Source organism: Novosphingobium decolorationis (genome assembly GCF_018417475.1).
Lineage (GTDB): Bacteria > Pseudomonadota > Alphaproteobacteria > Sphingomonadales > Sphingomonadaceae > Novosphingobium > Novosphingobium decolorationis.
In genome coordinates this window covers 4,358,265-4,382,972 of the sequence record NZ_CP054856.1, presented here as the reverse complement: position 1 = coordinate 4,382,972, position 24,708 = coordinate 4,358,265, and the positions used below count along the sequence as shown (strand labels likewise).

Sequence of the window (24,708 nt, the reverse complement as noted above, 5' to 3'; positions counted from 1 at the left end):
ATGATGAACATGCGCAGCGAGGACACCCTGGAGGACATCGAACTCGATCTCCTGATCGAGGCGATCTGGCGCCGCTACCAGTATGATTTCCGCGATTATTCGCGCACTTCGGTGCTGCGCCGCCTCCAGCGCGCGCAGGCCCATTTCGGCCATGCCAACCTCTCCGGCCTGCTCGACCAGATCCTGCACGAGCCTGAATGCCTGCCCGAACTCATCGGCTTCCTGACCATCCAGGTCAGCGACATGTTCCGCGACCCGGACTACTTCCGCACGATCCGCGAGAAGGTGGTGCCCCACCTGCGCACCTGGCCCTCGATCAAGGTGTGGATCGCAGGCTGCGCGAATGGTGAGGAGTTCTACTCGCTCGCGATCCTCTTTCGCGAAGAGGGGCTGGAAGACCGCACCTTGTTCTACTGCACCGACATCAACACCGCCGCGCTGGAACGGGCCAAGGCCGGGATCTTCGAGATCGACCGCCTGCCCGGCTTCTCGCGCAACTACCGCGAGGCGGGCGGCAAGGGCTCGCTCTCGGACTACTACACCGCCAACTACGGCGTTGCCCGCTTCGCCCCCACCTTGCGCAGCCGGGTGGTCTTTGCCGACCACAACCTGGCCAGTGACGCGGTCTTCTCGGAGGTCCATTTCGTGTCGAGCCGCAATGTCCTGATCTACTTCGACCGGGCTCTCCAGGACCGCGCGCTCGGCCTGTTCGCCCGCTCGCTCCCGCCTGGCGGCTTCCTCGGCCTGGGATCCAAGGAAACCGTACTTTTCTCCCCCGAGCGCGAGAATTTTGCCGACTTCGCACCCGATGAAAAGGTGTGGCGGCGCCGTGCCCATTCCAGTCAGGAGGCCGTTTATGCCGAATGAGCCGATCAAGATTCTGGCCGTGGACGACATCCAGGAAAACCTGGTGGCGCTGGAGGCTGCACTCGACCAGCCCGGAGTCGAGCTGGTCACGGCAAGCTCGGGGCTCGATGCTCTGGAGTACCTGCTCAAGGACGACTTCGCGCTGGCGCTCCTCGACGTGCAGATGCCCGGAATGGACGGCTTCGAACTCGCCGAGCTGATGCGCGGGACCGAGCGTACACGCGGCATCCCGATCATCTTCCTCACCGCCGTCGCCACCGACGAGCGCCGCAAGTTCCGCGGCTTCGAGGCGGGCGCGGTCGACTATCTGCTCAAGCCGCTCGATATCACGATCCTCAATTCCAAGGTCGCGGTCTTCGTCGAGCTGGCCCGCCAGCGCCGCGAGATCGCCAACCAGCGCGACGAACTGGGCGCCGCACTCGGGCGGCTGCGGGCCTATGGCGACAATTCACTGCTCGCCACGCTGGAAGTCGATGCGGACCTGCGCATCCTCAACTGGTTCAAGGGCGCCGAGCGCACCATCGGCTACCACGCCCAGGACATGATCGGCCTGCGCCTGCAGGATGCGCCCTTCTTCCTCGACGAGGAGCGTGCCTCGGTCCAGGACGCGATCCGCGAGCTTCTCGACAGCGAGGGTCGCCGCGCCGTCCAGGATCACCGTTTCCGGCGCGCCGATGGCGCCCGTCGCGAGGGCGAATGGTACGCCAGCGCCCTGCCGCGCAGCAGCGGCTCGCACGGCAGCATCATGCTCTCGATGATCGACGTCACCGAACGACGCCGGGCCGAACGCACCCAGCGCCTGCTCATCGGCGAGCTGAACCACCGGGTGAAGAACACCCTTGCAACCGTACAGGCCATCTCCTCACAGGGTTTTCGCCACGCCCGTTCGCCCCAGGACTTCCAGGAAGCCTTCACCGGACGCATCCAGGCGCTCTCGCGCGCGCATTCGCTGCTGAGCGCGACGACCTGGGACAGCGCCAGCCTGCGCCATCTCGTCGCGGACCAGGTCGCCATCGGCGCCATCGGCGAGGATCGCCTGCGCCTTTCCGGACCCGACATCGACCTGCCTCCCGAACTGGCGCTGCGCTTCTCGCTGATCCTGCACGAACTGGCGACCAACGCGCACAAGTACGGCGCCCTTTCCAACGAGACCGGCACCGTCAGCCTCAGCTGGACCCGCGAGGGCGAATGGATTTCGCTACGCTGGCAGGAAGCGGGTGGTCCGCCCGTGGTCAAGCCCGAACGACGCGGCTTCGGCTCCAGCCTGATCGAAGGCAGTCTCGCGTCGGACGGCGCGCGGATCCATGCCGACTATGCTCCCGAAGGCGTGCGCTGGGATCTCATGGTTCCGCTCGTCACCGGCTCGGAGTGCGCTGCGTGCGACGAACCCGAAACCGCGGCTCTTGCCGATCTGCCAGCATCCGACACCAAGGCGTGCGCGCCCGTGCAAGAGCTCGCCCCCGCGCCGCCAGAGCCGCTGCCTATTTCCGAACCGCAAAGCGAACCCGCCCAGGCCATTCCCCTGCCCTCGCTCGACAATCTGCGCATCCTCATCGTCGAGGACGAACCGCTCGTGGCCATGGAACTGGCCATGGAGATCGAGGACAACGGTGGCATCGCGATCGGCCCTGCCTCCTCGTGCGAGCAGGCCATCGGCATCATCGAACAGGCCCATCCCGATCTTGCGCTTCTCGACGGCAATCTCAACGGAGAGCGGATCGACCCGGTGGCCGATGCCCTCGCGGCACAGGACACGCCCTTCGCCTTCGTGAGCGGCTACGACCGGCAGCACCTTCCCGCGAACCACGGCCATCGCCCGATGCTCGCCAAGCCCTTCCTCGGGCGCGAGGTCCATGCCGTGATCGCCGAACTCGCGCACGAGATACGCAACACCGCGGGGTAGCGGGAGCGCCTCCAAAAAAGGGTTAACACGGGTTACCACGCCCCTCCGGCAAACCTGACGGAGAAGCGCAAGGAAAAGGGTTACCCGTCCTCCTTCACAGTGGCCACGCCGGGACCGACAGACCCGGCCTGCCGCCACTAGTCAGGATACGCCCATGCCCCGCTCCGCCCTTGAAACCTCGTCCCGCACCGCCACGCTCCGCGCGCCGCTCGACCCCATGCTCAGGCGCCAGATTCACGGGCCCATCCAGCCGATGGACGAGCCCGGCCTCATCACCGAACTGGGCGAGCGCCTCCTGCGTTTCCTACGCGCGCTTTAACGCCGTGCAGGGCGCGGGCCGGGGGGTGACGCAGACCACGAGCTGGCCTAGATCGGCATGATGACCTCCTCGTGCCGGCCCGCACCTGCCGCATCGGTGCTCTTCGTGTGCCTTGGCAACATCTGCCGTTCGCCGCTGGCCGAAGCCGCCCTGCGCGAAGCCGCGACGAAGGCGGGCCTCGCGCTTGAAATCGATTCGGCCGGAACCGGCTCCTGGCACATCGGCAAGGCGCCCGATCCGCGCTCGCGCGCCGAGGCCCGGCGCCACGGCATCGACATCGGGCACTACCGCGCCCGGCAGGTTTCCCCGGCCGACTTCGCGCGCTTCGACCGGATCATCGCCATGGACGCGCAGAACCTCGCAGACCTGGAGGCCCTGGCACCCACCGATGCACATGGGCAGCTCTCGCTCCTGCTCGATCATGTGCCCGGGCGTGAAGGCGAGGACGTCGAGGATCCCTACTTCGGGGGCGAGGAAGGCTTTGCCATCACCTGGGATCAAGTCCGCCGCGCCGCCGACACCCTCGTGCGCGAGCTTGCCGGACAGGACTGAGCCTTCAGAAGCGGCGCAGCCAGTACTGCATGGGCTTGGCGCTTTCCTGCGCCTCGCGGTGGTCCTTCCAGGCAAGTTCGGTGACCAGCCCTTCGACCGGCGCATAGCCGCGCGCGCGCCAGAAAGGGTCGAGCGGGCGGTAGTCGGAAGGACGATCCGGGTGATCCTCGGATCGCACCACGGCTGCAAAGGTCGCCGCGTGCGCCCCGTATTCGCGGGCAGCCGCCTCACGGGCGTCGAAGAAGGCATGGCCGATGCCCTGCCCGCGGTAGTCCGAGAGGAGAACCGACTCGCCGAAATAGAAGAGCTCCGGCGTCGCGATCCCCCGCGCCTCGAAGGGCGCGCGAAATTCCGCCTTCTGCGCGTGCATCGGCGAGGCCGTCGCCGCGCCGACCAGCCGATCCCCGGCAAGGGCCGCGATGAGGACACTGCCCTTTGCCTCGATGAACTCGCGCAGATAGGCTTCCTCGTAGGCGGCATCGCCATCATAGAGATAGGGCCAGGCCGCGAAGACCTCCATGCGCAGCTGCGCCAGCTGCCCGGCCATGGCCCGCACCTCGGCGCCTTCCAGTGCCCGTATCGCCACGTCCATTCCGGCCTCTTTCTTCCTCACGCCCAAACCCTTGCCGCGAGCCTGGCGCATCCCGCTCCCCCCGCGCAAGTCCCCGTCCCAATCGCGCCGTTTGATTTTGGCCCCGGTTGCTTTATATGCGGCGCTGAACGACCCCGGGCCCACAGGTCGCCAAAGCGACGCCGCAGCCGGGGTTTGCTCTTTTTCAGTTGCTCAATTTCACGTTGCAAGGATCACCCGAATGACCCGTCGCCGCCAGATCTACGAAGGCAAGGCCAAGATCCTCTACGAGGGCCCCGAGCCCGGTACCCTGATCCAGTACTTCAAGGACGATGCGACCGCCTTCAACGCCCAGAAGAAGGGCACGATCCAGGGCAAGGGCGTCATCAACAACCGCATCAGCGAGTACGTCTTCTCGCGCCTCAACCACATCGGTGTGCCCAACCACTTCATTCGCCGCCTCAACATGCGCGAACAGCTGGTCCGCCAGGTCGAGATCATCCCCATCGAAGTCGTCGTGCGCAACGTCGCGGCCGGCTCCATCTCCAAGCGCCTGGGCATTCCCGAGGGCGAGATGCTGCCGCACACGCTGATCGAGTACTGCTACAAGGACGATGCGCTGGGCGACCCCCTCGTCGCTGAAGAGCACATCGCGTGCTTTGGCTGGGCCAACAACGAGGAGATGCAGGACATCGCCGCGATGGCGATCCGCGTCAACGACTTCATGGCCGGCATGTTCGCGGCCATCAACATCCGCCTTGTCGACTTCAAGCTCGAGTTCGGCCGCATCTGGGACGGCGACTTCAGCCGCGTGATCCTCGCCGACGAGATCAGCCCCGACGGCTGCCGCCTGTGGGACATGGTCTCGGGCGAAAAGCTCGACAAGGACCGCTTCCGCCGCGACCTCGGCGGTGAGGAAGAAGCCTACCAGGAAGTCGCCCGCCGTCTCGGCCTGCTCCAGGACGACAGCGGCCCGAGCGAAGTCCTCGACCTCTCGCAGCACCGCAAGCTGCGCGGCAAGTAAGCTTCACAGCCGCCCGGCTGATACGAATTTAGAGGCCCCCGGTCATCCACGCATGACCGGGGGCCTTTTGCATGGGCCCGCCTTGGCAAGCCCGGTCCGCTCGGGCACTAGAGGGCAATGCGTTATCCCAAGCTGCTGGTCTGCCTCCTTTTCGCCCTCCCCCTGCCTGTCCTCGCGCAGGCTCCGGAACCCGGCAATGCAGGCCAAGAGGCAACCGCGGACGACTCCGGCCCCGCCTGGGCCTTCGCGACAAGCGACATCCCGGTCGATCCGGACTTCCGCTTCGGCCGCCTCGCCAATGGCATGCGCTACATCCTGCGTCACAACGCAACCCCAGCCGGAACCGGCGTCGTGCGGCTCGACATCGAAGCGGGATCGCTGGATGAAGCGCCCGAAGAACGCGGCCTGGCGCATTTCCTCGAACACATGGCCTTCAACGGCTCGCGCCGGGTCCCCGAAGGGCAGATGGTCCCCCTGCTCGAACGGAGCGGCCTCGCCTTCGGCGCCGATACCAATGCCTCGACCAGTTTCGAGCGCACGACCTACAAGCTTGACCTTCCCCGCAATGACATGACGCTGCTCGACACCGCGCTCATGCTCATGCGCGAGACCGCGAGCGAGCTCACCATCGCGCCCGCCGCCGTCGAACGCGAGCGCGGCGTGATCCTGTCGGAAATGCGTGACCGCAACACCTATGAGTTCCGCAACACGCTGGACAGTCTCGATTTCCTCTACCCCGAGGCGCGCTTCACGCAGCGCTTTGCCATCGGCACGCGCGAGACCATCGAGGCGGCCACCGCACAGCGCCTGCGTGGCCTTTATGAACGCACTTATGTGCCTGCCAACACGACCCTGGTCATCGTCGGCGACTTCGACATCGAGGCGCTTGAAGCCGCGGTAATCCGGCATTTCAACAACTGGTCAGGTCCCGCGCCCGTCCCGCAGCCCGACGCGGGACCGGTCGCGCCCGAAGACAGTGGCCGCACCGACATCCACCTCGATCCCTCGCTGTCCGAGCGCGTGACCGTGGCCCGCAATCGGCCCTGGCACGAGGAGCCCGATTCCATCGCCCAGCGCCAGGCCAATCTCCTGCGCCTTGTCGGCTACAACATCGTCAACCGCCGCCTTCAGCGTCTTGCCCGTCAGGCCGAGCCGCCCTTTCGCGGCGCAGGCTTCGGCACAGGCGATGCCTTCAAGGCGGCCCGAACCACGCGTCTGATCGTCGACACCGTCGATGGAGGCTGGCGCACGGGACTCGCCGCCGCCGTCGCCGAGTACCGGCGCGCGCTCGAACAGGGCTTCAGCGCGGCCGAAGTGGCCGAACAGGTGGCCGACATCCGCGCCGCGCTGACCCAGGGCGCGCGCAGCGCCGGGACACGCAGCAACAAGGCCCTTGCCTCTGCCGCGCTCAACCTGGTGACCGAAGAAACGGTCCCCTCCACCCCGCAATCCGCACTTGAACGCTTTGCCGCCTTCGAACCGCGCATCACGCCCGAAGCCGCGCTGGCCGCGATCCGGCACGAGGCCGCGCCCCTGGTCGATCCCCTGATCCGCTTCGAAGGCCGAAAGGCCCCCGAAGGCGGCGAGAGCGCCCTGCGCGATGCCTTCGAAGCGGCCCTCAGCGCCCCCATTGCGGACGCCCGCAACGCAAAGACCGAGCGCTTTGCCTATACCGATTTCGGGACGCCGGGCCGCGTGGCGGAGGACCGGCGCGAAGCGCAGCTGGGCATCCGCGAGCTGCGCTTTGCCAACGGCGTGATGCTCAACCTGCACCGCTCTGACCTTGAAAAGGACAAGGTACGGGTCCAGGTTTCCATCGATGGCGGCACCCGCCTCGACACGCGGGACGATCCGCTTGCCACCGAGCTCGTCTCCTACGTGCCCTGGGGTGGTCTGGGCGCGCACAGCCGCGATGACCTCGACACGATCCTCGCGGGCAAGACCTTGAGCTTCGAGCTGCGCAATACCGGCAATGCCTTCGTCTCGCGTGCGCAGACGACCCCGGCCGATCTCGAAGTCCAGCTCGAACTGATCGCCGCGCTCGTGACCGATCCCGGGTATCGTCCCGAAGGCGAAGTGCAGTACCGTCAGGCGATTGCCACCTATTTCGCGCAGCTGCGCGCGACCCCGGCCTCTGCGCTACAGGCGGACCTGGGCCGTATTCTCTCGGGCGGCGACCCGCGTTTCAGCCTGCAGCCCCCTGCCCGCTACAGCCAGCTCTCCTACGCCAGGCTCAAGACCGCGATTGAAGACCGGCTCGCGCACGGAGCCATCGAGATCGCGCTGGTCGGTGACTTCGACGAAGACACAGCCATCGCGCTCGTCGCGCGCACGTTTGGCGCGTTGCCGGCGCGGGAAGAGGCGTTCGGGACGTATGCCGGCAAACCCCTGCGCCCCTTCACGGCGGACCGAACCCCACGCGTCATCCACCACGACGGCCCTGCCGACCAGGCGCTGCTGCGCCTGACCTGGCCGACACGCGATGATAGTGACCCGGTTGACGTCCAGCGCATGGAACTGCTGGAAAAGGTCGTGCGCGTCGAGCTGACCGACACCCTGCGCGAGGAACTGGGCAAGACCTATTCCCCCGGCGCCTCGAGCACGCTTTCGCGCTACTGGAAGGGCTATGGCACCTTCGCGATCAGCGCCTCGGTCGATGTAAAGGATGTCGCGGCGACGCGCGCGGCCATCCGCAAGGTGCTTGAGAAGCTGCGTGCCAAACCCGTGCGCGCGGATATCATCCAGCGCGCGCGCCAGCCGATGCTCGAAGGGCTCGACAACGCGCTCAAGACCAACACGGGATGGATGGCGCTGGTCGACCACGCGCAGAGCGAGGCCGAACGGATCGAGCGCTACCTCAAGGCCCGAGACCGCCTCGCCGCGCTCACCGGTGCCGATGTCCAGGAAATGGCGCAGCGCTATCTGGCCCCTGCGGACGCGGTCGACATAACGGTACTTCCGAAGGACGACGCGCCGGTAGGCTGAGCCTTTGTCGCTGTATCAGGCGCCCAGGCGCTCCAGCGTCGGGATCAGCTCGTCGAAATGGTCGATCACCGCGCTGCCGCCCAGCGTCTCGGGCTCCGCATCGTTGAAACCGAAGCTGACGACCACGCACGGCAGACCTGCCGCCGCCGCCCCGCCGGTGTCGTAGCTCGTATCCCCGACATAGGCCGCCCGGCCCCCACCGGCCCGCTCCAGCATCAGGTGAAGAAGATCCGGCTTGGGCTTGGCACGGCCCGGTCCCAGCGTATCGCCGCCGATGACCGTCACGAAGCGCTTGGCAAGGCCCAGTTCCTCGAACAGGCGCACGGCCAGATGTTCCAGCTTGTTGGTCACCACCGCGATCTTGACCCCGCGCGCGGCCAGTCCGTCGAGCATGGTCTCGCCGCCCGGAAACAGGTGCGTGTCGCACGCAATGTTCGCCGTGTAGTAGGCCATGAGCTGCGCGTGAAGCTCCTCGAAGCGGTCCTCCGCAACAGGGCCTCCCGTAACCTCGAGTGCTCGGGCAAGCATCTTGCGTGCGCCCCCTCCGACAAGCGTGCGCACCGTCTCCTTGCCCACGGGCTCGCGCCCTGCCAGCGCCAGTGCGTGGTTCACCGCATGACCGAGGTCTCCATGGGTATCGAGAAGGGTGCCGTCGAGGTCGAAGCCGACAATGTCGTAGGGAAAATCCGTCATCGCCCACTACGTGGCGAGTTCAGGTGGAAACTGCAATGAATTGCTGGCAGATGGTTCGAACCATGACCGACACCGCACCACCGCCCGCCGCATCTGCGCTCGCCATCATCGTCCTTGCCGCAGGCAAGGGCACCCGCATGAAGAGTGCGCGCCACAAGGTGCTGCACCCGGTTGCCGGGCAACCCATGCTGGAACACCTGCTGGCGAGCGCGGCGCAGCTCGCGCCCGAGCGCAGCGTTGTCGTCGCCGGACACGGGCGCGACCAGCTCGAAGCCCAGCTCGGCTCGCGCGCGGCCATTGCGGTGCAGGAACCCCAGCTCGGCACCGGCCACGCCGTCCAGCAGGCCGAGGAAGCCCTTGCCGGGTTCGAAGGCGACGTGCTGATCCTTTACGGCGATGTTCCCTTCGTGCGCCCCGAGACCATGCGCGCCATGATCGCACGCCTGCACGGCGAGGACACGCCCGCAGTCGTCGTCCTGGGCTTCGAGCCGGAGGACCCGCTGCGCTATGGCCGCATCCTCGCGCACGATGACGGGCGCATCGCAATGATGGTCGAATACAAGGACGCGACCGAGGAGCAGCGGGCCTGCACCTTGTGCAACTCCGGCCTCATGGCGGTAAAATCGCAGGATCTCTTCGCCCTCCTCGCCAAGGTCGAGAACGACAACGCGGCGGGCGAATATTACCTGACCGACATCGTCAACGTGGCTTCGCTGGAAGAGCGCCCCTGCGCGGTCATCGTCACCGACGATCCCGACGAGGTCGGCGGCATCAACAGCCGCGCCGAACTCGCCGCCGCCGAAGCGCGCTGGCAGTCCCGCCGCCGCGAACGCGCCATGGCCGACGGCGCCACGCTGGTCGCGCCCGAGACCGTCTTCTTTGCCTGGGACACGGTGATAGGGCAGGACGTGACGATCGAGCCCAACGTCGTCTTCGGACCCGGCGTGACAGTGGCGGACGATGTCACCATCCACGCCTTCTCGCACCTGGAAGGCGCGACCCTGGAAAGCGGGGTCGCCATCGGCCCTTATGCACGCCTGCGCCCCGGCGCCGTGCTCAAGGCCAATTCCAAGGTCGGCAACTTCGTCGAGATGAAGAAGGCGGTCCTGGGCGAAGGCGCCAAGGCCAACCACCTCTCCTACCTTGGCGATGCCGAGATCGGGGCCGGCGCCAACATCGGCGCAGGCACGATAACCTGCAATTACGATGGCTATTTCAAGCACAAGACGGTGATCGGCGCACGTGCCTTCATCGGCTCAAACTCGGCCCTGGTGGCGCCGGTCAGGATCGGGGCGGACGCCATCGTGGCCGCCGGAAGCGCGGTGACGCGCGATGTGGGGGATGGGGAACTGCGCCTCGTGCGCGGCGAACAGCTGATCAAGCCCGGCTGGGCCGACCGCTTCCACGACACCATGAAGCAGAAGAAGAAAGCCCAGAAGGGGGGCTGATCCGCCCTCCTCCTGGGTTCGAGGGTCTCTAGAGGCTCACGAGCCGATCGTGCGCATCCGCTCCACATGGGCAAGCTGGACCTTCCCGGCCTCGCTGTCGGGCTCGAACTCGAGCGACCGCGAGATGAGGGCGTGCGCCTCATTCAGGTCTCCCAGCTTTTCCTTGGCATAGCCCATGCCGCGCAAGGCCCGCGCGGCAAGATCCGCATCGGGACCTCCCATGGCCTTGTCAGCCATTTCCCAGGCGCGCTCGAATTCGACGAACGCGGTCTGCCATTCGCGACGCGACTTGAAGAGTTCGGCGTACTCGTTGGCAAAATGCGCATTTTCCGGAGCCATCCGGGTTGCCGCGCGCAGGTCCGCTTCGGCCAGATCGCCGCGGCCCATGTCGATCAGCGCATAGCCGCGCCCGAAGTGCGCATCGCACAGCGCATCGTCGATCGGCGCGTGGCCCGCAGAGGGCGTGGACGAGACTTTCGCATCGATGCACAAGCGCGGACGCGAATCACCCGCCAGCCAACTGTCGGCGGCCGCGATCACCCGGTCGAAATAGGATACCGCCTTCTCATCCTCGCCCTTGCGCAGCATGGCAAAGCCCTTCTTGAGGTCGGTCTTGAGGTCGGGCGCGGCCAGCGGTGCCACCACGAGCGCCGTCGGTCCGGACCTGTGCAGCCCTTCCACGAAACCCGCTTCCTCGGCCCCGGCGCTGGATGACAGGCCCGCAACGCCAAGAGCCAGGGCGAACCCTGCTGCGGCGATACGACGGCGGGTCGCATTGGCGGACAAACGGCCTGAAAACGGATTCGTGGCGTGCAAGGCGGCAATCCTTCTCCCGGAACAGTCCCTTCCCGGCGCTCTTTTCGTGCGCCTGTATTTTTCGAGTAAGGAACCGTTCGTTTAAGTGGCCAGAATATCCGATGAACGCGGTTTGACAAGAGAGCAGTCGAAACTCACATCTTAGGCACACGCAAGTCGCCGGTTTGCCACCACTTAAATCTGGAGTTTCACATGGCCAACAGCCCCTGGAGCCACACCCGCTCGTCCACCGTGTCGGACGACATCGACTTCGAGATCAAGGGCCAGGAACTCCAGTTTGTCGAGATTGAACTCGACCCCGGGGAAAGCGCCGTCGCGGAAGCGGGCGCGATGGTCTGGAAGGACGCCCCGATCGAGATGTCGACCGTCTTCGGCGACGGCTCGGGCGGCCAAGGCAGCGGCTTCATGGACAAGCTGCTGGGCGCAGGCAAACGCCTCGTCACCGGCGAAAGCCTTTTCACGACCGTCTTTACCCACCACGGGCGAGGCAAGGCCCGCGTGGCCTTTGCCGCCCCGGTCCCGGGCGCCATCCTCCCGATCAAGCTCGACGAAGTGGGCGGGCGCCTGATCTGCCAGAAAGACGCCTTCCTCTGTGCGGCCCGCGGGGTCGAGATCGGCATTCATTTCCAGCGCAAGATCATGACCGGCCTGTTCGGCGGCGAAGGCTTCATCATGCAGCGCCTCGACGGCGATGGCTGGGTCTTTGTCCAGATGGGGGGCACCGTGGTCGAGCGCGAGCTTCACCCCGGCGAGGAACTGCACATCGATACCGGTTGTATCGCCGCCTTCACCCAGAGCGTCGATTTCGACCTTGTGCGCGCCGGTTCGGTCAAGTCCATGTTCTTTGGCGGCGAAGGCATCTTCTTCGCCCGCCTGCGCGGGCCCGGCAAAGTCTGGATCCAGTCGCTGCCCTTCTCGCGCCTCGCCGGGCGCATGCTGGCGGCCGCGGGTTCACGCGGCGGCCAGAACCGGGGCGAAGGTTCCCTGCTGGGCGGTCTCGGCGACCTGATCGACGGCGACTGATGCACCAGCGGATTGAAATGTATCCATTTCAAGTTCTTAATTTCAATTTAAGATTTTCCAATCATCTGCGTGCGATGTTTTGGAGACAAGGCCTTGGCCACATTCTCGGGCTAGCATCCTGGTCGGGCTTTGGCGCAAGCCTGACACTTGGAGCCGCGCTCCCGTGGCTATACGGCGAGCCGTGCTCGAGTGCGTCCACCTCCTATGCACAAGCCAAGCTGAAGATGTGCACTAGCCAGGAACTCGCCAGCGTCTTCGACGCCATCATGCTGGCCGGATCTGCCTTTCTCATCCTTGCCCTGCTCTGCAGGCTTGCGCGCAGCGCGGAACGTCGCCGCGAGGAAGCCGTCCGCCTGCGTGAAATTCGTGGCCGAGAAAACCATACCGAGCGCCTGCGGGTGCATACCAATCGACGCTGGCCCGACGACACCTGAATCTTTGGACTGGAAGCCTGCGGCCACGCGCTTTAACGCTGGGCAGATCGGATCCCCGGCAACGACCGGCAAAGAGGTGACAGGCGCGCAATGTGTGGAATTATCGGCATCGTCGGCAAGGAAGAGGTGGCGGACCGTCTGGTCGATGGCCTGCGCCGGATGGAATACCGCGGCTATGACAGCGCCGGGATCTGCACGGTCGACGCTGGCCAGTTGGTAAGGCGCCGCGCCGAAGGCAAGCTGGCCAACCTCGTGCACGAACTGGCCGGTAATCCGGCCCCGGGCCTCATCGGTATCGCCCACACCCGCTGGGCCACTCATGGCGCCCCCACCGCGGCCAACGCCCACCCCCACGCAACCGATACGCTGGCACTGGTCCACAACGGGATCATCGAGAACTTCCGTCCTTTGCGCGAATCACTCGAATCGCGCGGACGCACCTTCGAAAGCCAGACCGACACCGAAGTCGTCGCCCATCTGGTATCCGAACAGGTCGAGGCCGGTCTCTCGCCGCAGGACGCGGTCAAGGCCGCCCTGCCCCAGCTGCGCGGTGCCTTCGCGCTGGCCATCGCCTTTCGCGAACATCCCGACATGCTGATCGGTGCGCGGCTCGGCTCACCGCTTGTCGTCGGATACGGCGAGGGCGAAACCTACCTCGGCTCCGACGCGCTCGCCCTTGCTCCGCTGACCCAACGCATCACCTACCTCGAAGAAGGCGACTGGGTCGTCATCACCCGTGACGGCGCGCAGATCTTCGATGCGCAGAACCATCCTGTCGAGCGCGCGGTGGTCACCTCGGGCGCCTCGGCCGTGGCGATCGAGAAGGGCAACTACCGCCACTTCATGCAGAAGGAGATCTTCGAGCAGCCCACCGTCGTCGCCCAGACGCTGTCGAGCTACATCCGCCAGGTCTCCCAGTCGGTCACCCTGCCGCAGATGGACTTTGACCTCGGCGGCATCAACCGCATCACCATCGTCGCCTGCGGCACGAGCTACTACGCAGGCATGGTCGCCAAGTACTGGATCGAGACCTTCGCGCGCATTCCCGTCGACATCGATGTCGCCTCCGAATTCCGCTACCGTGACCCGGTGCTCGAACCCGGCGGCCTTTCGCTGTTCATCTCGCAATCGGGCGAGACGGCCGACACGCTGGCCGCGCTGCGCCATTGCAAGGCCGAGGGGCAGACCATCGCGGTCGTCGTCAACGTGCCCACCAGCACCATGGCGCGCGAGGCGGACCTGCTCCTGCCGACCTATGCCGGGCCCGAGATCGGCGTGGCCTCGACCAAGGCCTTCACCTGCCAGCTCTCCGTCCTCGCCGCGCTGGCCGCACGTCTCGCGGTCCTGCGCGGACGCATGGACAGGGACGAGGAAGCGCAGGTTGTCACCCACCTCGTCGAAGCGCCTGCCCGCCTCAACGCCGCGCTCGACCACGACGATGAGATCGCGCAGATGGCCCATCTCATCGCCCCTGCCCGCGATGTCCTCTACCTCGGCCGTGGCCCGGATTTTCCCCTGGCGCTCGAAGGCGCCCTGAAATTGAAGGAGATCAGCTACATTCACGCCGAAGGTTATGCATCGGGTGAAATGAAGCACGGCCCCATCGCGCTGATCGACGAGGCCGTTCCGGTCATTGTCCTTGCCCCGTCCGGACCGCTCTTCGAAAAGACGGTCAGCAACATGCAGGAAGTGCGCGCGCGCGGAGGCAAGGTCGTCCTGATCTCGGATGCCGAGGGCATTGCCGAGGCTGGCGAAGGCTGCATCGCCACGATCGAGATGCCCCGCGTTCACCCCCTGATTGCGCCGATCGTCTATGCGGTGCCGGTGCAGTTGCTCGCCTACCATGTGGCCTGCGCAAAGGGCACCGATGTCGACCAGCCCCGCAACCTCGCCAAGAGCGTCACGGTCGAATAACCAGGTCCCGCAAGCACCTCGGACAATCTGCCCAAGGCAATGGTTTGCAATCTTTTACCGCCTGCTAACCGGTTGTCCCTAGGGACACCTTCGTGACGAAGAAAAATTCCCATCAGACCCGCGCCCTTCCCAGCCGTCTGCCCACCCTCGCCATCCTTGGTCTGATCGACCCCAAGGACGACGAGGGCGACTGGGAGCGGCTGCGCGGCCTCCAGTTCCAGGGGCTGCAGCAGGCCTCGACGATCCGGCGCGTCACCCAGATCACCGCAATGCTGGCCATCGTTGTGATCTGCTTCGGCAAGGTCCCACTCCTCCCCCTCGCAGGATGGTTCGCCGTCTCCGGATTCTCGCTGTGGCATAGCTACACCATGTTCAAGCGCCTCATCGGATCGGATCGGCGCGGCATTTCGCGCAGTGAGATCAACCGCCTGCTTCATGGCGTGGGCCTAAACGCGCTTGCCTGGACCGTGCCGCTGACCACGTTCGGAGGCCTTGGCGACCTCTCCCTGCGCTTCCAGATATGGGCGATCCTCGCCGTCATGCTCACCGCTTCGGCCCTGCTCATGCCGGCCGTGCCGATGGCGGCGCTCTTTTTCGGCGTTCTGATCGGCGGCTCCTCGGCGGTGTTCTTTCTCATCACCGGCTCCTTCGAGATGGCGCTCATCAGCCTTGCCATGGCGGCGATCACGATCTGGGGCGCTATCGAGAGCGCGACCCGCTATCTCAATGCCAAGGTGGCCGAGGCTGGCATCTCCGAGAAGGACGAAGTGGTCTCGATGCTCCTGCGCGAATACGAGGAGAACGAGGCCGACTGGCTGTGGCAGACCGACACCAAGCGCCGGGTCCGGGCGGTCTCGCCGCGCTTCGCCTTCGCGCTCGGCCGCGAGGCCAGCGAGATCGAGGGCATGCCCTTCGTCGAACTGATCGCAGGTGCCAGCTGGCAGGACGATGAGGTTCACCCCAGCCTTCGCGAACTGGCCGAGCGGATCAAGCGCCGGGAAAGCTTCTCCAACCTGCTTGTCCGTGTGACCGTCCAGGGCCGCCCGCGCTGGTGGGAACTGTCCGGCACGCCCAAGCTCGATTCGAATGGGATCTTCACCGGATTTCGCGGCGTCGGCTCGGACGAGACCGAAGCGCGCGAAAGTTCGGACAAGATTGCCTACCTCGCCCGCTACGACGCCCTCACCGGCCTCCCCAACCGGATGATGCTGACCGAAGCGCTGGACGAGGCCCTCGCCTACTCGTCCACGTGGCGTACACGCTGTGCCTTCCTGATGATCGACCTCGATCGCTTCAAGGCGGTCAACGATACGCTGGGGCATCTCGTGGGCGACCAGCTCCTGGCCCGGGTCTCGGATCGCATCCGCGAGCAGATGGGTGAGAGCGAGATGTGCGGACGCCTGGGCGGTGACGAATTCGCCATCGTGATGCGCGATGTGTCCGATGCCGGCCGGGTCTCCATCCTCGCGCGCCGCGTGATCGACCGGCTTGCCCAGCCCTACGAGATCGACAACCACACCCTCTACGTCGGAGCCTCGATCGGATCGGCCTGTGGCCCCCAGGACGGCGCGGATGTCGAGACGCTGATGCGCAACGCCGACCTTGCACTTTACCGCGCCAAGGACCTGGGCGGCAACGTGCACCACCGCTACGAACCCGCGCTCCACGCCCATGCCGAGGAGCGCCGCAAGCTCGAATCCGCCTTGCGTCATGCGCTTGAACGCAACGAATTCGTGCTGAACTTCCAGCCCGTCGTCGACGCCACCGACGAAAGCGTCGTGAGCTTCGAGGCCCTCGTGCGCTGGCACAGCCGCGAACACGGTTTCGTCAGCCCGGCCAAGTTCATTCCGCTTGCCGAAGACACCCGCCTCATCGTCCCCATCGGCGAATGGGTGCTGCGCGAGGCCTGTCGCCAGGCCGTGAACTGGCCCGAGAACGTACGCGTCGCCGTCAATGTCTCGGGCGAACAGCTGCTCGATTCGAACTTCGCGACAAGCGTGGTCAACGCGCTGGCCGAAAGCGGCCTCGCCCCGAACCGGCTCGAGATCGAGGTCACCGAAAGCATCTTCCTTCGCGACGGCACGACCGCAAACCACGTCCTCGAACGCATCATGGCGCTGGGCTGCGGGGTCGCGCTCGACGACTTCGGGACCGGCTATTCCTCGCTCGGATACCTTCGCAAGCTGCGCTTCTCGACGATCAAGGTCGACCGCTCCTTCGTACAGAGCGCGGCCACCGGCAACGCCGAGAGCATCGCCATCATCCGCGCCGTGGTTGCCATGGCCGAGAGCCTCGACATGTCGACGACCGCCGAAGGTGCCGAGACCGAGCACGAGGTGCAGCTGATCCGCGAGCTGGGCTGCCGCAAGATCCAGGGCTACTTCTTCGGCCGCCCGATGAGCACCGAGGATGCGCGCGCGCTCTTCCAGAACCCCCACTACCTCGAACGCCAGAGCGTCGCCTGACCAGGGGCGGCCCTGGCCACAACGAAAAGCCGCCCGGAAAGCAGAGCTTTCCGGGCGGCTTTTCGTGTCGTTGAAGAAATCGCGGTCAGGCGCCGATGAGGCTCTTGATCGCGCTTTCGAACAGCGCGCGACCGTCGCTGCCGCCGTGGGTATCCTCGATCGCGCGCTCAGGGTGCGGCATCATGCCAAGGACGTTGCCCTTGGCGTTCAGGACACCCGCAATCGCGCGGGCCGAGCCGTTGATGTCCTCGGCGTAGCGGAAGGCCACCTGGCCCTCGCCCTCGAGACGGTCGAGGGTTGCATCGTCGGCGAAGTAGTTGCCGTCATGGTGCGCAACAGGGATCGAGATCTCCTGGCCTGCGCTGTAGCCCGAGGTGAACAGCGAGGTCGCGTTCTCGACCTTGAGCGTGACGTCACGGCACACGAAGCGGATCACCGAGTTGCGCAGCAGTGCGCCGGGCAGGAGACCGCTTTCGGTCAGCACCTGGAAGCCGTTGCACACGCCCAGCACCGGCACGCCCTTGTCGGCAGCCGCAATGACCGCCTGCATGATCGGTGAACGCGAGGCGATCGCGCCGCAGCGCAGGTAATCGCCGTAAGAGAAGCCACCGGGAAGCGCGATGAAATCGAGCCCTTCCGGCAGATCGGAATCCCCGTGCCACACGCGGGTGCACGCTTCTCCCGAGACCTTCTCCAGAGCCACCGCCATGTCGCGGTCGCAGTTGGAGCCCGGGAACGTGATGACGGCCGAGCGGAACGCCATCAGGCGGCCACCTTCTCGATGCGGTAGTTCTCGATCACCATGTTGGCGAGGAGCTTCTTGCACATGTCGTCGAGCGCTTCGTCGGAGACGCCCTCCTCGACATCGAGCTCGATCAGGCGACCGGCCCGCACGTCGTTGACGCCCGAGAAGCCGAGCCCTTCGAGCGAGTGGTGGATCGCGCGGCCCTGCGGATCGAGGACACCGGGCTTGAGGCTGACGTGGACGCGGACTTTCATCACGGGGGCCTTTCGCTGAATGCGGCAGATTCGGTAAAATGGGCCTATGGCCTCGCTTGCCCCCCGGGGCAAGGGCGCTTGCGCGCTTTTGATCGTTGAATGCGCGCGCGGTTGGTGCCATCCGGACCGGGCCCGTGCCATGCGGGTCCCTTGTGGAGGCCTTCGCGATGCCCATTTCCTTTGCCGACCAGGTTGCCATCGTCACTGGCGCCGGAACCGGCCTTGGTCGCGCCTACGCGCTGGAACTGGCGCGGCGCGGCGCGAAGGTGCTCGTGAACGACCTCGGCTCCTCGCCCGATGGTCGCGGCGGCTCGGACAGTGCGGCCCGCGTGGTCGAGGAGATCCGCGCGAGCGGCGGCGAGGCGCTGGCCGATTCGGGCGATGTCTCCGACTTTGCCCAGATGGAAGCCATGGCCGCACGCGCGCAGGAAGCCTGGGGCGCGATCCATATCCTCATCAACAATGCGGGCACCTTGCGCGACCGCACCTTCCACAAGATGGACATGGCCGACTTCGAGGCGGTGGTTCGCGTGAACCTGCTGGGCAGCGCCTATGCCACCAAGGCGGTCTGGGCGACCATGCGCGAGCAGGCCTATGGCCGGGTGCTGATGACAACCTCCTCGACCGGCCTTGGCGGCAATTTCGGCCAGGCCAACTACGGCGCGGCCAAGGCCGGTGTGCTGGGTCTTGCCCGCACCTTGCGCCTTGAGGGTGCCAAGTACGACATCCGCGTCAATTCGATTGCGCCCACGGCCGGAACCCGCCTGACCGCCGATATCTTCCCGGATGAGGCTTATGACGCCTTCAGCCCCGAGACCGTGGTTCCGGCGGCCCTTTTCCTCGTCTCGCGCGATGCCCCGAGCGACGCGGTCATCGGCGCGAGCGGCGGCGTGTTCCAGGGCGCCTATGTGACCATGAACGAAGGCGTGCTGCTGTCACCCGAGGACTGCACGCCCGAAGCCATCGCCGCGGCCTGGGACGAGATCGACACGCACCGGGGCCTGCGGGTGCTGGAAAACGGCATGGAGCAATCGCACCGCGCGCTCTCACGCCTCAGCCGTAAAGGTTAGTCGACGACCTTGAGCAGCTTGCGTTCCAGTGGGCTGAGGACGCCGGACAGTTCGTGCCCGCGCTTCAGTACCTGGCCCGATTCGCCAAAAAGCGTCCACATGCCCTGCTTGCCTCGCAGCGCAGGCCGCTTCTCGATCCGCGCCTGGGGCCGTTCGGCCGCGCGGCGAAACGCGGAGAAGTGCGCCGCATCCTTCTCGAAGTTCATCGCGTAGTCACGCCAGAACCCGGCCGCGACCATGCGGCCATAGAGGTTCAGGATCTTCTGCAGTTCGAAGCGGTCGAACGCGATCTGGAGAGGCCTGCGCCCGGGGAACGCGACGATACTGGCATCTGGAGTGTTCGAATTTCCAACAGGTCCCGACACGCGCGCGCTCAAACTCCCTTGCAGGCCGGTTCACTGGGCGTCTGGGCCGCACGCTCGAGCGCTTCGTGCGCCGCGCCCAGGGCCTGGGTCATCATCGCCACTTCCTTGCGCAGCGCCTCGATCTGCTCTTCCAGTTCATCCACGCGCTGGTTGGGCGCCGGCTCACACGGCTCGCGGCAGGGCGTGCCATAGGGCATGAACTTCTTGGAATACGTCTCGGCCGTCACCAGCGTGGAGCGGGCCTTGACGCCGATCATGGTCGCGCCTTCGGGCACGCTCTCGGTCACCACCGCGCTCGCACCGATGCGCGCGCGCTTGCCGATGGTGACAGGCCCGATGATCTGCGCGCCCGAACCGACGATGACATTGTCTTCCAGGGTCGGGTGGCGCTTGCCCCCCACACCGTTGGTCGGGTTCGAGCCGCCCAGCGTCACGCACTGGTAGATCGTGACGTTGTCGCCGATATGCGCGGTCTCCCCGATCACGGTAAAGCCGTGGTCGATGAAGAAGTTCTTGCCGATGGTCGCACCCGGATGGATGTCGATTGCGGTCATGAAGCGCGAAAAGTGGTTCACCGCGCGCGCGAGGAAAAAGAGCCGCGCGTTGAAAAGCCGGTGCGAGATCTTGTGGAAGAACAGCGCCCAGACGCCCGGATAGAGCAGGACTTCCCAACGCGACCGCGGCGCAGGATCGCGCGCGACTACGGAATCGAGGTAACGGACGAGTTTTCCCAACATGGCCCGAATCTCCCATCAATCGGTGTGCGATGCAAGTTCCGGCCACGAAAGCCCCTGCACGCGGGTCTCAGGATCAGGTCTGAGCGCTCTTGCCGAACTCGGCCAGTGCCTCGCGCCAGATCGCCAGAGTGGGCGGTTGCTTGCGCTCGAGACTGAGCCGGTCGATGGCTGCGACCAGACGTTCGGCCCCCAGATGGCTACGCACGGCCCTGGGTACAAGATAGGCACTTGCCGAAGGGTCGAGAACGAGGTGGCGCATCTGCGCGTGAACGTCGATCAGCTCGGCGAGCATCTCGTCGTCCGGCTCCTCGATTTCCAGCTGGAGCGCCGCGCCCAGGCGCGAGGCGAGATCGGGCAGGCCCACGTGCCACAGCCCGTCGTTCTTCTTTGCCCGGGACCTTGCAGGCGCCCTGGGCTTGGCCGCAGCCTTGGCTTTCCCCTTCTTCTGGGGCGCACGCTTGCGGTTGGTAATGAGGAGCAGCGCCTGGCCGGTTTCCTGCGCGCGGTTCCAGGCGTGGAACAGCACGTCCTCGTCCACTGTCTCGGCATTGTCGATCACAACGCCGCCCCCGCCATCGGCAAACCAGTTGCCCAGCAGCGATTTGCCCGAACGTGGCGGGCCATAGAGAATCGCAGTGTGGAAGGGCCAGCGGCCCGGATCGGTCAGCGCGTCGATGGCGGCCGCGTTGGCCTCGCCCACCACGATACGCGGCGGGCTGTCGCTCGAGGCGGACAGCGGAAGGGCAATCTGCTTGGGCATATGGTGGACCTACCGCGAAATCCGGATGGTCGCGCCCGAACCGGACACCTGCCAACCCTGCGCCCGCAAAGCGCTGGCGAGGCGTTCCGAACCGCCCCGCACCGAGACCCGCATGACCGAGGTCCCCCCGATCGCGAGACTGACCGTGGCCGCGCCCTCGACGCCGGGCACACCGCGCACGGCGGCAAGGCCTGCATCGACCGCGGCGGCATCGGGCGTCACGAACTGGACATTGACCGTTTCCACCGGCGCTCCTGCAGGCTCCTCGGTCACGAGAGTCGGGGCCTGCGGCACGGCGGGCTCGGCGACGGGCATTTCGGGAACAGCACCGCCGGGCAGAAGCTTCTCGCGCAACTGTGCGAACGCGCGTTCCAGCGGCGCGTTGCCGCCCGTCAGGGTCGAATCGGGCTTGAGCTCGCCGCGGGCCAGCGCCTCGCGGTAGAGACCGTCCATACGCTCGACCGCCTGGTCCATCATGTCGGGCAGAGCCTGCTCGGACGGCGCTTCAAGGCTGAAACTGCCAAGATAGGTGTTGTCCGGGCCATAGCGCGCGGTGAAGGTGCCCTTGACCGGGCCACCCGGCCACTGCCGTTCCAGGCGCGCCATGGGCATCAGTACGTCCGAAGCGTCGAACTGTCCCAGGATCGTGCGCCACCACAGGCGGCTGCGCCGACCGGGCTGCCCGGCCGTCAGGATGAGCGATTCGCCCCCTGCGCCCGAAGGACGGACATAGTCGACCGGAGTCGCGGCGGCCTGGAACTCGGCCCAGGCCCGCTGCCAGGGGCCGCGCACCTCGAAGACCTGCTGCACGCCGCCCGAATAGAGCACGGGAATCACCAGCAAGGGCGCGGAACGGGCGACGCTGCCTGCGCCGCCGACGTACTGGCTGGATTTCGCCTTGTCGAAGATCACGCCCAGCGTCGCAATGTAGCGGTGCGGGCCGACCTGCTCCTTCTCGATCACGACCGAAGAGACCATCGCGTCAATCGATTCGGTGGGCATGTCGGGGCCGCCCAGCTTCTTCCAGGCGAGATTTTGCGCTTCCTTCCAGCCCTTCAGGCGCGCTTCCGCGCCGGTTTTGCCGGTCACGTCCACGGTGATTCCATCGACCTGGATATCCGCGGAGTTGGCGAGAGGCGGGATACCGCGATCGCCTTCGACCTGCGCGACAAGGCTGGAAACGCCCAGTCCGCCAAGCCCCAGCACGGCCGTGCCAGCCAGCACATAACCTAGCGTTTTGCGCGAGATAAAGCCCGCGCCCGTGCGGTCGGGCCGCGGTGAGAAGGAGGAAATCGATCGTGTCATTTTCAAAACCGTGGGCCTTTTGCCCAAACGGGAATGGAAATCCAAGTCACAAAGCATTATGCGGCCGCAATGTCCGACGATAACTCTCAGAAGAGCTACTCCTACGAGCAGGCCGGTGTGTCGATCGCCGCCGGCAATGCGCTCGTCAAAGCCATCGCACCGATGGCGCGTGCCACCGCCCGTCCGGGCGCCGATGCCGACCTGGGCGGCTTCGGAGGCTTCTTCGACCCCAAGGCAGCCGGGTACAAGGACCCGCTGCTGGTCGCCGCGAACGACGGCGTGGGTACGAAGGTCAAGCTGGCCATCGACCATGACCGCCACGACCACATCGGCATCGACCTCGTCGCCATGTGCGTGAACGACCTTATCGTCCAGGGCGCCGAGCCCCTCTTCTTCCTTGATTACTTCGCCACCGGAAAACTCGAGAACGGCGTTGCCGAGCGCGTCGTCGCGGGCATTGCCGAGGGCTGCAAGATTTCGGGCTGCGCGCTCATCGGTGGCGAAACCGCCGAGATGCCGGGCATGTACGCGGCCGGTGACTACGATCTCGCCGGCTTCTGCGTCGGTGCCGTCGAGCGTGGCGAACAGCTGACCGGCGAGAAGGTCCAGGAAGGCGACGTCCTCCTCGGCCTGGCGTCCTCGGGCGTCCATTCGAACGGCTATTCGCTCGTGCGCCGCCTCGCCGAAGACAAGGGCTGGAAGCTCGACCGTCCGGCCCTGTTCGACCAGGAAACCCTGCTGATCGACGCGCTGATCGCGCCCACGCGCATCTACGTGAAGAGCCTGCTGCCGTTCATCCGTTCGGGCCGCATCCACGCGCTGGCGCACATCACCGGCGGTGGCCTCCTTGAAAACATCCCGCGCGTCCTGCCCAAGGGCCTTCATGCCCGCATCGATGCCGACGCCTGGACGCAGCCGCGCCTGATGGCCTTCCTCCAGGCCCAGGGCAACATCGAGCCCGCCGAGATGGCCCGCACCTTCAACTGCGGCATCGGCATGGTCCTGGCCGTCAGCGCCGACGAAGCCGCCTCGCTCAAGAGCGACCTCGAAGCCGCGGGCGAGACCGTCCACGTGATCGGCGCCATCGAGGCTGGCGAAAAGGGCTGCACCGTGCAAGGGTCGGCCGAAGCCTGGTCCGCGCGCGAGCCCTGGCAGGCCGTACACCTTGGCTGACACCCCCGGCATTTCCGGCGCGCAGGCAGGCATCGAGAAGGCAAAGGTCGCTGTCCTCATCTCGGGCAGCGGCACCAACATGGCGGCCCTTCTCTACGCCAGCCGCGCGGCGGACTGCCCTTACGAGATCGTGCTGGTCGCCTCGAACGATCCGGAGGCCAAGGGCCTTGCCTTGGCCGCCGCCGAGGGCGTGGCGACCTTTGCCCATTCGCACAAGGGCATGAAGCGCGCCGAGCACGACGCGGTGATGGACAAGGCCATCCGCGACAGCGGGGCCGAATGGGTTGCCCTTGCAGGCTACATGCGGATCCTGACACCCGGCTTCGTGTCGGGCTGGGCGGACCGGATGGTCAACATCCACCCCTCGCTCCTGCCCAAGTACACGGGCCTTCACACCCATGAACGCGCGATCGAAGCGGGCGACAGCCATGGCGGCGTCACCGTCCACCTCGTCACCGCCGAACTCGACGACGGTCCGATCCTGGGCCAGACGCCGGTGGCCATCGTGCCCGGCGACACACCCGACACACTGGGCGCCCGCGTCCTCATCGCCGAGCACCAGCTCTATTCACGCTGCCTGGCGAGGCTCGTCAGCCGCGAGCGCGATCCTGCCTGGCTGCTCGAACGGGTCCGCGAACTGGCGCTCACGCTGCCCGAGGCGGAAGAACGCGAATCGCACGGCAGCCCGGGATGGCGCGTAGGCGGCAAGTACTTCGCCCACTTCAACGACCAGCACCACGGCACTGCGCACATCGCCCTCCTCGCGCGCACCAGCGGCGTGGACGAGATCGAGACACTGACAGAGCGCAACCCCGAAGCCTATTTCAAGCCCGCCTATTACGGCGCGTCGGGCTGGGTCGGGGTCATCCTCAATCGTCCGGGCGTGGACTGGGACAGCGTGCGCGAATGGCTCGAACGCAGCTGGCGCAGCGCCGCTCCCAAGCGGCTGACGCGCCTGCAGGACGCCGCCGAGGAATTCTAGGCACGGGCATTGCGGGGAGCGCTGTACGCGTTGCCCCGCGCCCACTCACGGCAGGATCGCGTGGTCCTGGCGGCTTCTTGCGGCCAGTTGCCGCTCTTGTACGGTCGCCCTCTGACCCGCCTCTTCGTCGCCCTTGGCGCCAGCCTGCGCCAGGTGCGAAAAGGCGAACGAGGCCAGGAACGACAGCAAACCTACACTCACGAACGTCTTTACGTGCATCGATGCCCCATCCGGCCCGCACTCACAGGCCACCTGCTTGTCTCCCCCTTTTGCATCTCAGCCCGCGCGCAGGACGCGAAGTGA

At 66.2% G+C, this 24,708-nt stretch carries 24 protein-coding genes; 14 read left to right on the top strand and 10 right to left on the bottom strand.

What is annotated here, in order from left to right; translation table 11 throughout:
• The 4 genes from HT578_RS20310 to HT578_RS20295 all read left to right on the top strand — a co-directional run bounded on the left by HT578_RS20310 (position 1) and on the right by HT578_RS20295 (position 3,641).
• On the top strand, positions 1–867 hold the full coding sequence (locus HT578_RS20310; protein WP_213501229.1) for a CheR family methyltransferase: 867 nt from the start codon (positions 1–3) through the stop codon (positions 865–867).
• Positions 857–2,770: a response regulator gene (locus HT578_RS20305; protein ID WP_213501228.1), complete on the top strand. Its 1,914-nt coding sequence runs from the start codon at positions 857–859 to the stop codon at positions 2,768–2,770. Before HT578_RS20310 ends, HT578_RS20305 begins: the two co-directional genes overlap by 11 nt.
• Before the next feature lie 154 nt (positions 2,771–2,924).
• Positions 2,925–3,089 carry a hypothetical protein gene (locus HT578_RS20300; RefSeq protein ID WP_213501227.1) on the top strand — a complete coding sequence of 55 codons (165 nt, stop codon included), beginning with the start codon at positions 2,925–2,927 and terminating at the stop codon, positions 3,087–3,089.
• A gap of 57 nt (positions 3,090–3,146) precedes the next feature.
• Complete coding sequence (locus HT578_RS20295) at positions 3,147–3,641, top strand: low molecular weight protein-tyrosine-phosphatase (protein ID WP_239026386.1); 495 nt, start codon at positions 3,147–3,149, stop codon at positions 3,639–3,641.
• A gap of 4 nt (positions 3,642–3,645) precedes the next feature.
• Here HT578_RS20295 and HT578_RS20290 read toward each other — a convergent pair whose 3' ends face one another.
• Positions 3,646–4,233 carry a GNAT family N-acetyltransferase gene (locus HT578_RS20290; protein WP_213504527.1) on the bottom strand — a complete coding sequence of 196 codons (588 nt, stop codon included), beginning with the start codon at positions 4,231–4,233 and terminating at the stop codon, positions 3,646–3,648.
• 220 nt (positions 4,234–4,453) lie between these two features.
• On the opposite strand from HT578_RS20290, the gene purC reads away from it, so the two are divergent.
• Together purC and HT578_RS20280 are read left to right on the top strand one after the other, a co-directional pair.
• On the top strand, positions 4,454–5,236 hold the full coding sequence (purC, locus tag HT578_RS20285; protein WP_039394652.1) for a phosphoribosylaminoimidazolesuccinocarboxamide synthase: 783 nt from the start codon (positions 4,454–4,456) through the stop codon (positions 5,234–5,236).
• 117 nt (positions 5,237–5,353) lie between these two features.
• On the top strand, positions 5,354–8,221 hold the full coding sequence (locus HT578_RS20280) for a M16 family metallopeptidase (RefSeq protein ID WP_213501226.1): 2,868 nt from the start codon (positions 5,354–5,356) through the stop codon (positions 8,219–8,221).
• 15 nt (positions 8,222–8,236) lie between these two features.
• Here the strand turns inward: HT578_RS20280 and HT578_RS20275 are convergent, their stop codons facing one another.
• A complete protein-coding gene (locus HT578_RS20275) occupies positions 8,237–8,914 on the bottom strand; it encodes an HAD-IA family hydrolase (RefSeq protein WP_213501225.1) in 678 nt (225 codons plus the stop codon).
• A 62-nt stretch (positions 8,915–8,976) separates the two neighbouring features.
• On the opposite strand from HT578_RS20275, the gene glmU reads away from it, so the two are divergent.
• The gene (gene glmU, locus HT578_RS20270) at positions 8,977–10,362 is read left to right on the top strand and encodes a bifunctional UDP-N-acetylglucosamine diphosphorylase/glucosamine-1-phosphate N-acetyltransferase GlmU (RefSeq protein WP_213501224.1); all 1,386 of its coding nucleotides are present in this window, start codon (positions 8,977–8,979) and stop codon (positions 10,360–10,362) included.
• Positions 10,363–10,398: 36 nt separating this feature from the next.
• Here the strand turns inward: glmU and HT578_RS20265 are convergent, their stop codons facing one another.
• Entirely contained in the window at positions 10,399–11,178 is a 780-nt protein-coding gene (locus tag HT578_RS20265; RefSeq protein WP_239026385.1) for a diguanylate cyclase, read from the bottom strand.
• 192 nt (positions 11,179–11,370) lie between these two features.
• Here HT578_RS20265 and HT578_RS20260 point away from each other — a divergent pair, with 192 nt between their 5' ends.
• The 4 genes from HT578_RS20260 (at position 11,371) to HT578_RS20245 (ending at position 17,014) form a co-directional block, all read left to right on the top strand.
• Positions 11,371–12,201 (top strand): TIGR00266 family protein, encoded by an 831-nt coding sequence (locus HT578_RS20260; protein WP_039394665.1) that lies wholly within the window; start codon positions 11,371–11,373, stop codon positions 12,199–12,201.
• Positions 12,201–12,635, top strand: coding sequence for a hypothetical protein (locus tag HT578_RS20255; RefSeq protein WP_213501223.1), 435 nt, complete (start codon positions 12,201–12,203; stop codon positions 12,633–12,635). The genes HT578_RS20260 and HT578_RS20255 overlap by 1 nt, the downstream gene beginning before the upstream one ends.
• A 90-nt stretch (positions 12,636–12,725) precedes the next feature.
• The gene (glmS, locus tag HT578_RS20250) at positions 12,726–14,549 is read left to right on the top strand and encodes a glutamine--fructose-6-phosphate transaminase (isomerizing) (protein ID WP_039394671.1); all 1,824 of its coding nucleotides are present in this window, start codon (positions 12,726–12,728) and stop codon (positions 14,547–14,549) included.
• 92 nt (positions 14,550–14,641) lie between these two features.
• The gene (locus tag HT578_RS20245; protein WP_239026384.1) at positions 14,642–17,014 is read left to right on the top strand and encodes a putative bifunctional diguanylate cyclase/phosphodiesterase; all 2,373 of its coding nucleotides are present in this window, start codon (positions 14,642–14,644) and stop codon (positions 17,012–17,014) included.
• An 85-nt stretch (positions 17,015–17,099) separates the two neighbouring features.
• On the opposite strand, the gene purQ is transcribed toward HT578_RS20245, so the two are convergent.
• Both purQ and purS read right to left on the bottom strand, forming a co-directional pair.
• Positions 17,100–17,777, bottom strand: a complete 678-nt coding sequence (gene purQ / locus HT578_RS20240) for a phosphoribosylformylglycinamidine synthase subunit PurQ (RefSeq protein WP_039394678.1) — start codon at positions 17,775–17,777, stop codon at positions 17,100–17,102.
• Positions 17,777–18,013, bottom strand: coding sequence for a phosphoribosylformylglycinamidine synthase subunit PurS (gene purS / locus HT578_RS20235; RefSeq protein ID WP_039394680.1), 237 nt, complete (start codon positions 18,011–18,013; stop codon positions 17,777–17,779). Before purS ends, purQ begins: the two co-directional genes overlap by 1 nt.
• A gap of 167 nt (positions 18,014–18,180) precedes the next feature.
• On the opposite strand from purS, the gene HT578_RS20230 reads away from it, so the two are divergent.
• Positions 18,181–19,083, top strand: a complete 903-nt coding sequence (locus HT578_RS20230) for an SDR family NAD(P)-dependent oxidoreductase (protein WP_213501222.1) — start codon at positions 18,181–18,183, stop codon at positions 19,081–19,083.
• On the opposite strand, the gene HT578_RS20225 is transcribed toward HT578_RS20230, so the two are convergent.
• The 4 genes from HT578_RS20225 to HT578_RS20210 all read right to left on the bottom strand — a co-directional run bounded on the left by HT578_RS20225 (position 19,080) and on the right by HT578_RS20210 (position 22,250).
• Positions 19,080–19,448: a DUF2794 domain-containing protein gene (locus HT578_RS20225; protein ID WP_239026383.1), complete on the bottom strand. Its 369-nt coding sequence runs from the start codon at positions 19,446–19,448 to the stop codon at positions 19,080–19,082. The two genes, HT578_RS20230 and HT578_RS20225, sit on opposite strands and share 4 nt — an antisense overlap.
• An 8-nt stretch (positions 19,449–19,456) precedes the next feature.
• Complete coding sequence (epsC, locus tag HT578_RS20220) at positions 19,457–20,185, bottom strand: serine O-acetyltransferase EpsC (protein ID WP_039394683.1); 729 nt, start codon at positions 20,183–20,185, stop codon at positions 19,457–19,459.
• Between the two features lie 73 nt (positions 20,186–20,258).
• Positions 20,259–20,945, bottom strand: a complete 687-nt coding sequence (locus tag HT578_RS20215) for a P-loop NTPase family protein (RefSeq protein WP_213501220.1) — start codon at positions 20,943–20,945, stop codon at positions 20,259–20,261.
• A 9-nt stretch (positions 20,946–20,954) separates the two neighbouring features.
• Positions 20,955–22,250, bottom strand: a complete 1,296-nt coding sequence (locus tag HT578_RS20210) for a heavy-metal-associated domain-containing protein (protein ID WP_239026382.1) — start codon at positions 22,248–22,250, stop codon at positions 20,955–20,957.
• A 69-nt stretch (positions 22,251–22,319) separates the two neighbouring features.
• Between HT578_RS20210 and purM the strand changes: the two genes are divergently transcribed.
• Positions 22,320–23,423, top strand: coding sequence for a phosphoribosylformylglycinamidine cyclo-ligase (purM, locus tag HT578_RS20205; RefSeq protein WP_039394689.1), 1,104 nt, complete (start codon positions 22,320–22,322; stop codon positions 23,421–23,423).
• Positions 23,416–24,405, top strand: coding sequence for a phosphoribosylglycinamide formyltransferase (purN, locus tag HT578_RS20200; RefSeq protein ID WP_277884178.1), 990 nt, complete (start codon positions 23,416–23,418; stop codon positions 24,403–24,405). The genes purM and purN overlap by 8 nt, the downstream gene beginning before the upstream one ends.
• A 45-nt stretch (positions 24,406–24,450) precedes the next feature.
• On the opposite strand, the gene HT578_RS20195 is transcribed toward purN, so the two are convergent.
• Positions 24,451–24,624, bottom strand: a complete 174-nt coding sequence (locus HT578_RS20195; protein ID WP_213501219.1) for a hypothetical protein — start codon at positions 24,622–24,624, stop codon at positions 24,451–24,453.
• Between the last annotated feature and the right edge of the window lie 84 nt (positions 24,625–24,708).

Excerpts from the sequence above, each read along its gene's own strand:
- glmU (WP_213501224.1), top strand. The coding sequence starts at position 8,977 with ATGACCGACACCGCACCACCGCCCGCCGCATCTGCGCTCGCCATCATC.
- HT578_RS20300 (WP_213501227.1), top strand. The coding sequence starts at position 2,925 with ATGCCCCGCTCCGCCCTTGAAACCTCGTCCCGCACCGCCACGCTCCGC.
- HT578_RS20195 (WP_213501219.1), bottom strand. The coding sequence starts at position 24,624 with ATGCACGTAAAGACGTTCGTGAGTGTAGGTTTGCTGTCGTTCCTGGCC.
- epsC (WP_039394683.1), bottom strand. The coding sequence starts at position 20,185 with ATGTTGGGAAAACTCGTCCGTTACCTCGATTCCGTAGTCGCGCGCGAT.
- glmS (WP_039394671.1), top strand. The coding sequence starts at position 12,726 with ATGTGTGGAATTATCGGCATCGTCGGCAAGGAAGAGGTGGCGGACCGT.
- HT578_RS20310 (WP_213501229.1), top strand. The coding sequence starts at position 1 with ATGATGAACATGCGCAGCGAGGACACCCTGGAGGACATCGAACTCGAT.
- HT578_RS20210 (WP_239026382.1), bottom strand. The coding sequence starts at position 22,250 with ATGACACGATCGATTTCCTCCTTCTCACCGCGGCCCGACCGCACGGGC.
- HT578_RS20260 (WP_039394665.1), top strand. The coding sequence starts at position 11,371 with ATGGCCAACAGCCCCTGGAGCCACACCCGCTCGTCCACCGTGTCGGAC.
- HT578_RS20275 (WP_213501225.1), bottom strand. The coding sequence starts at position 8,914 with ATGACGGATTTTCCCTACGACATTGTCGGCTTCGACCTCGACGGCACC.
- purS (WP_039394680.1), bottom strand. The coding sequence starts at position 18,013 with ATGAAAGTCCGCGTCCACGTCAGCCTCAAGCCCGGTGTCCTCGATCCG.
- purM (WP_039394689.1), top strand. The coding sequence starts at position 22,320 with ATGTCCGACGATAACTCTCAGAAGAGCTACTCCTACGAGCAGGCCGGT.
- HT578_RS20305 (WP_213501228.1), top strand. The coding sequence starts at position 857 with ATGCCGAATGAGCCGATCAAGATTCTGGCCGTGGACGACATCCAGGAA.
- HT578_RS20280 (WP_213501226.1), top strand. The coding sequence starts at position 5,354 with ATGCGTTATCCCAAGCTGCTGGTCTGCCTCCTTTTCGCCCTCCCCCTG.
- purQ (WP_039394678.1), bottom strand. The coding sequence starts at position 17,777 with ATGGCGTTCCGCTCGGCCGTCATCACGTTCCCGGGCTCCAACTGCGAC.
- HT578_RS20215 (WP_213501220.1), bottom strand. The coding sequence starts at position 20,945 with ATGCCCAAGCAGATTGCCCTTCCGCTGTCCGCCTCGAGCGACAGCCCG.
- HT578_RS20230 (WP_213501222.1), top strand. The coding sequence starts at position 18,181 with ATGCCCATTTCCTTTGCCGACCAGGTTGCCATCGTCACTGGCGCCGGA.
- HT578_RS20290 (WP_213504527.1), bottom strand. The coding sequence starts at position 4,233 with ATGGACGTGGCGATACGGGCACTGGAAGGCGCCGAGGTGCGGGCCATG.
- HT578_RS20255 (WP_213501223.1), top strand. The coding sequence starts at position 12,201 with ATGCACCAGCGGATTGAAATGTATCCATTTCAAGTTCTTAATTTCAAT.
- HT578_RS20295 (WP_239026386.1), top strand. The coding sequence starts at position 3,147 with ATGATGACCTCCTCGTGCCGGCCCGCACCTGCCGCATCGGTGCTCTTC.
- purC (WP_039394652.1), top strand. The coding sequence starts at position 4,454 with ATGACCCGTCGCCGCCAGATCTACGAAGGCAAGGCCAAGATCCTCTAC.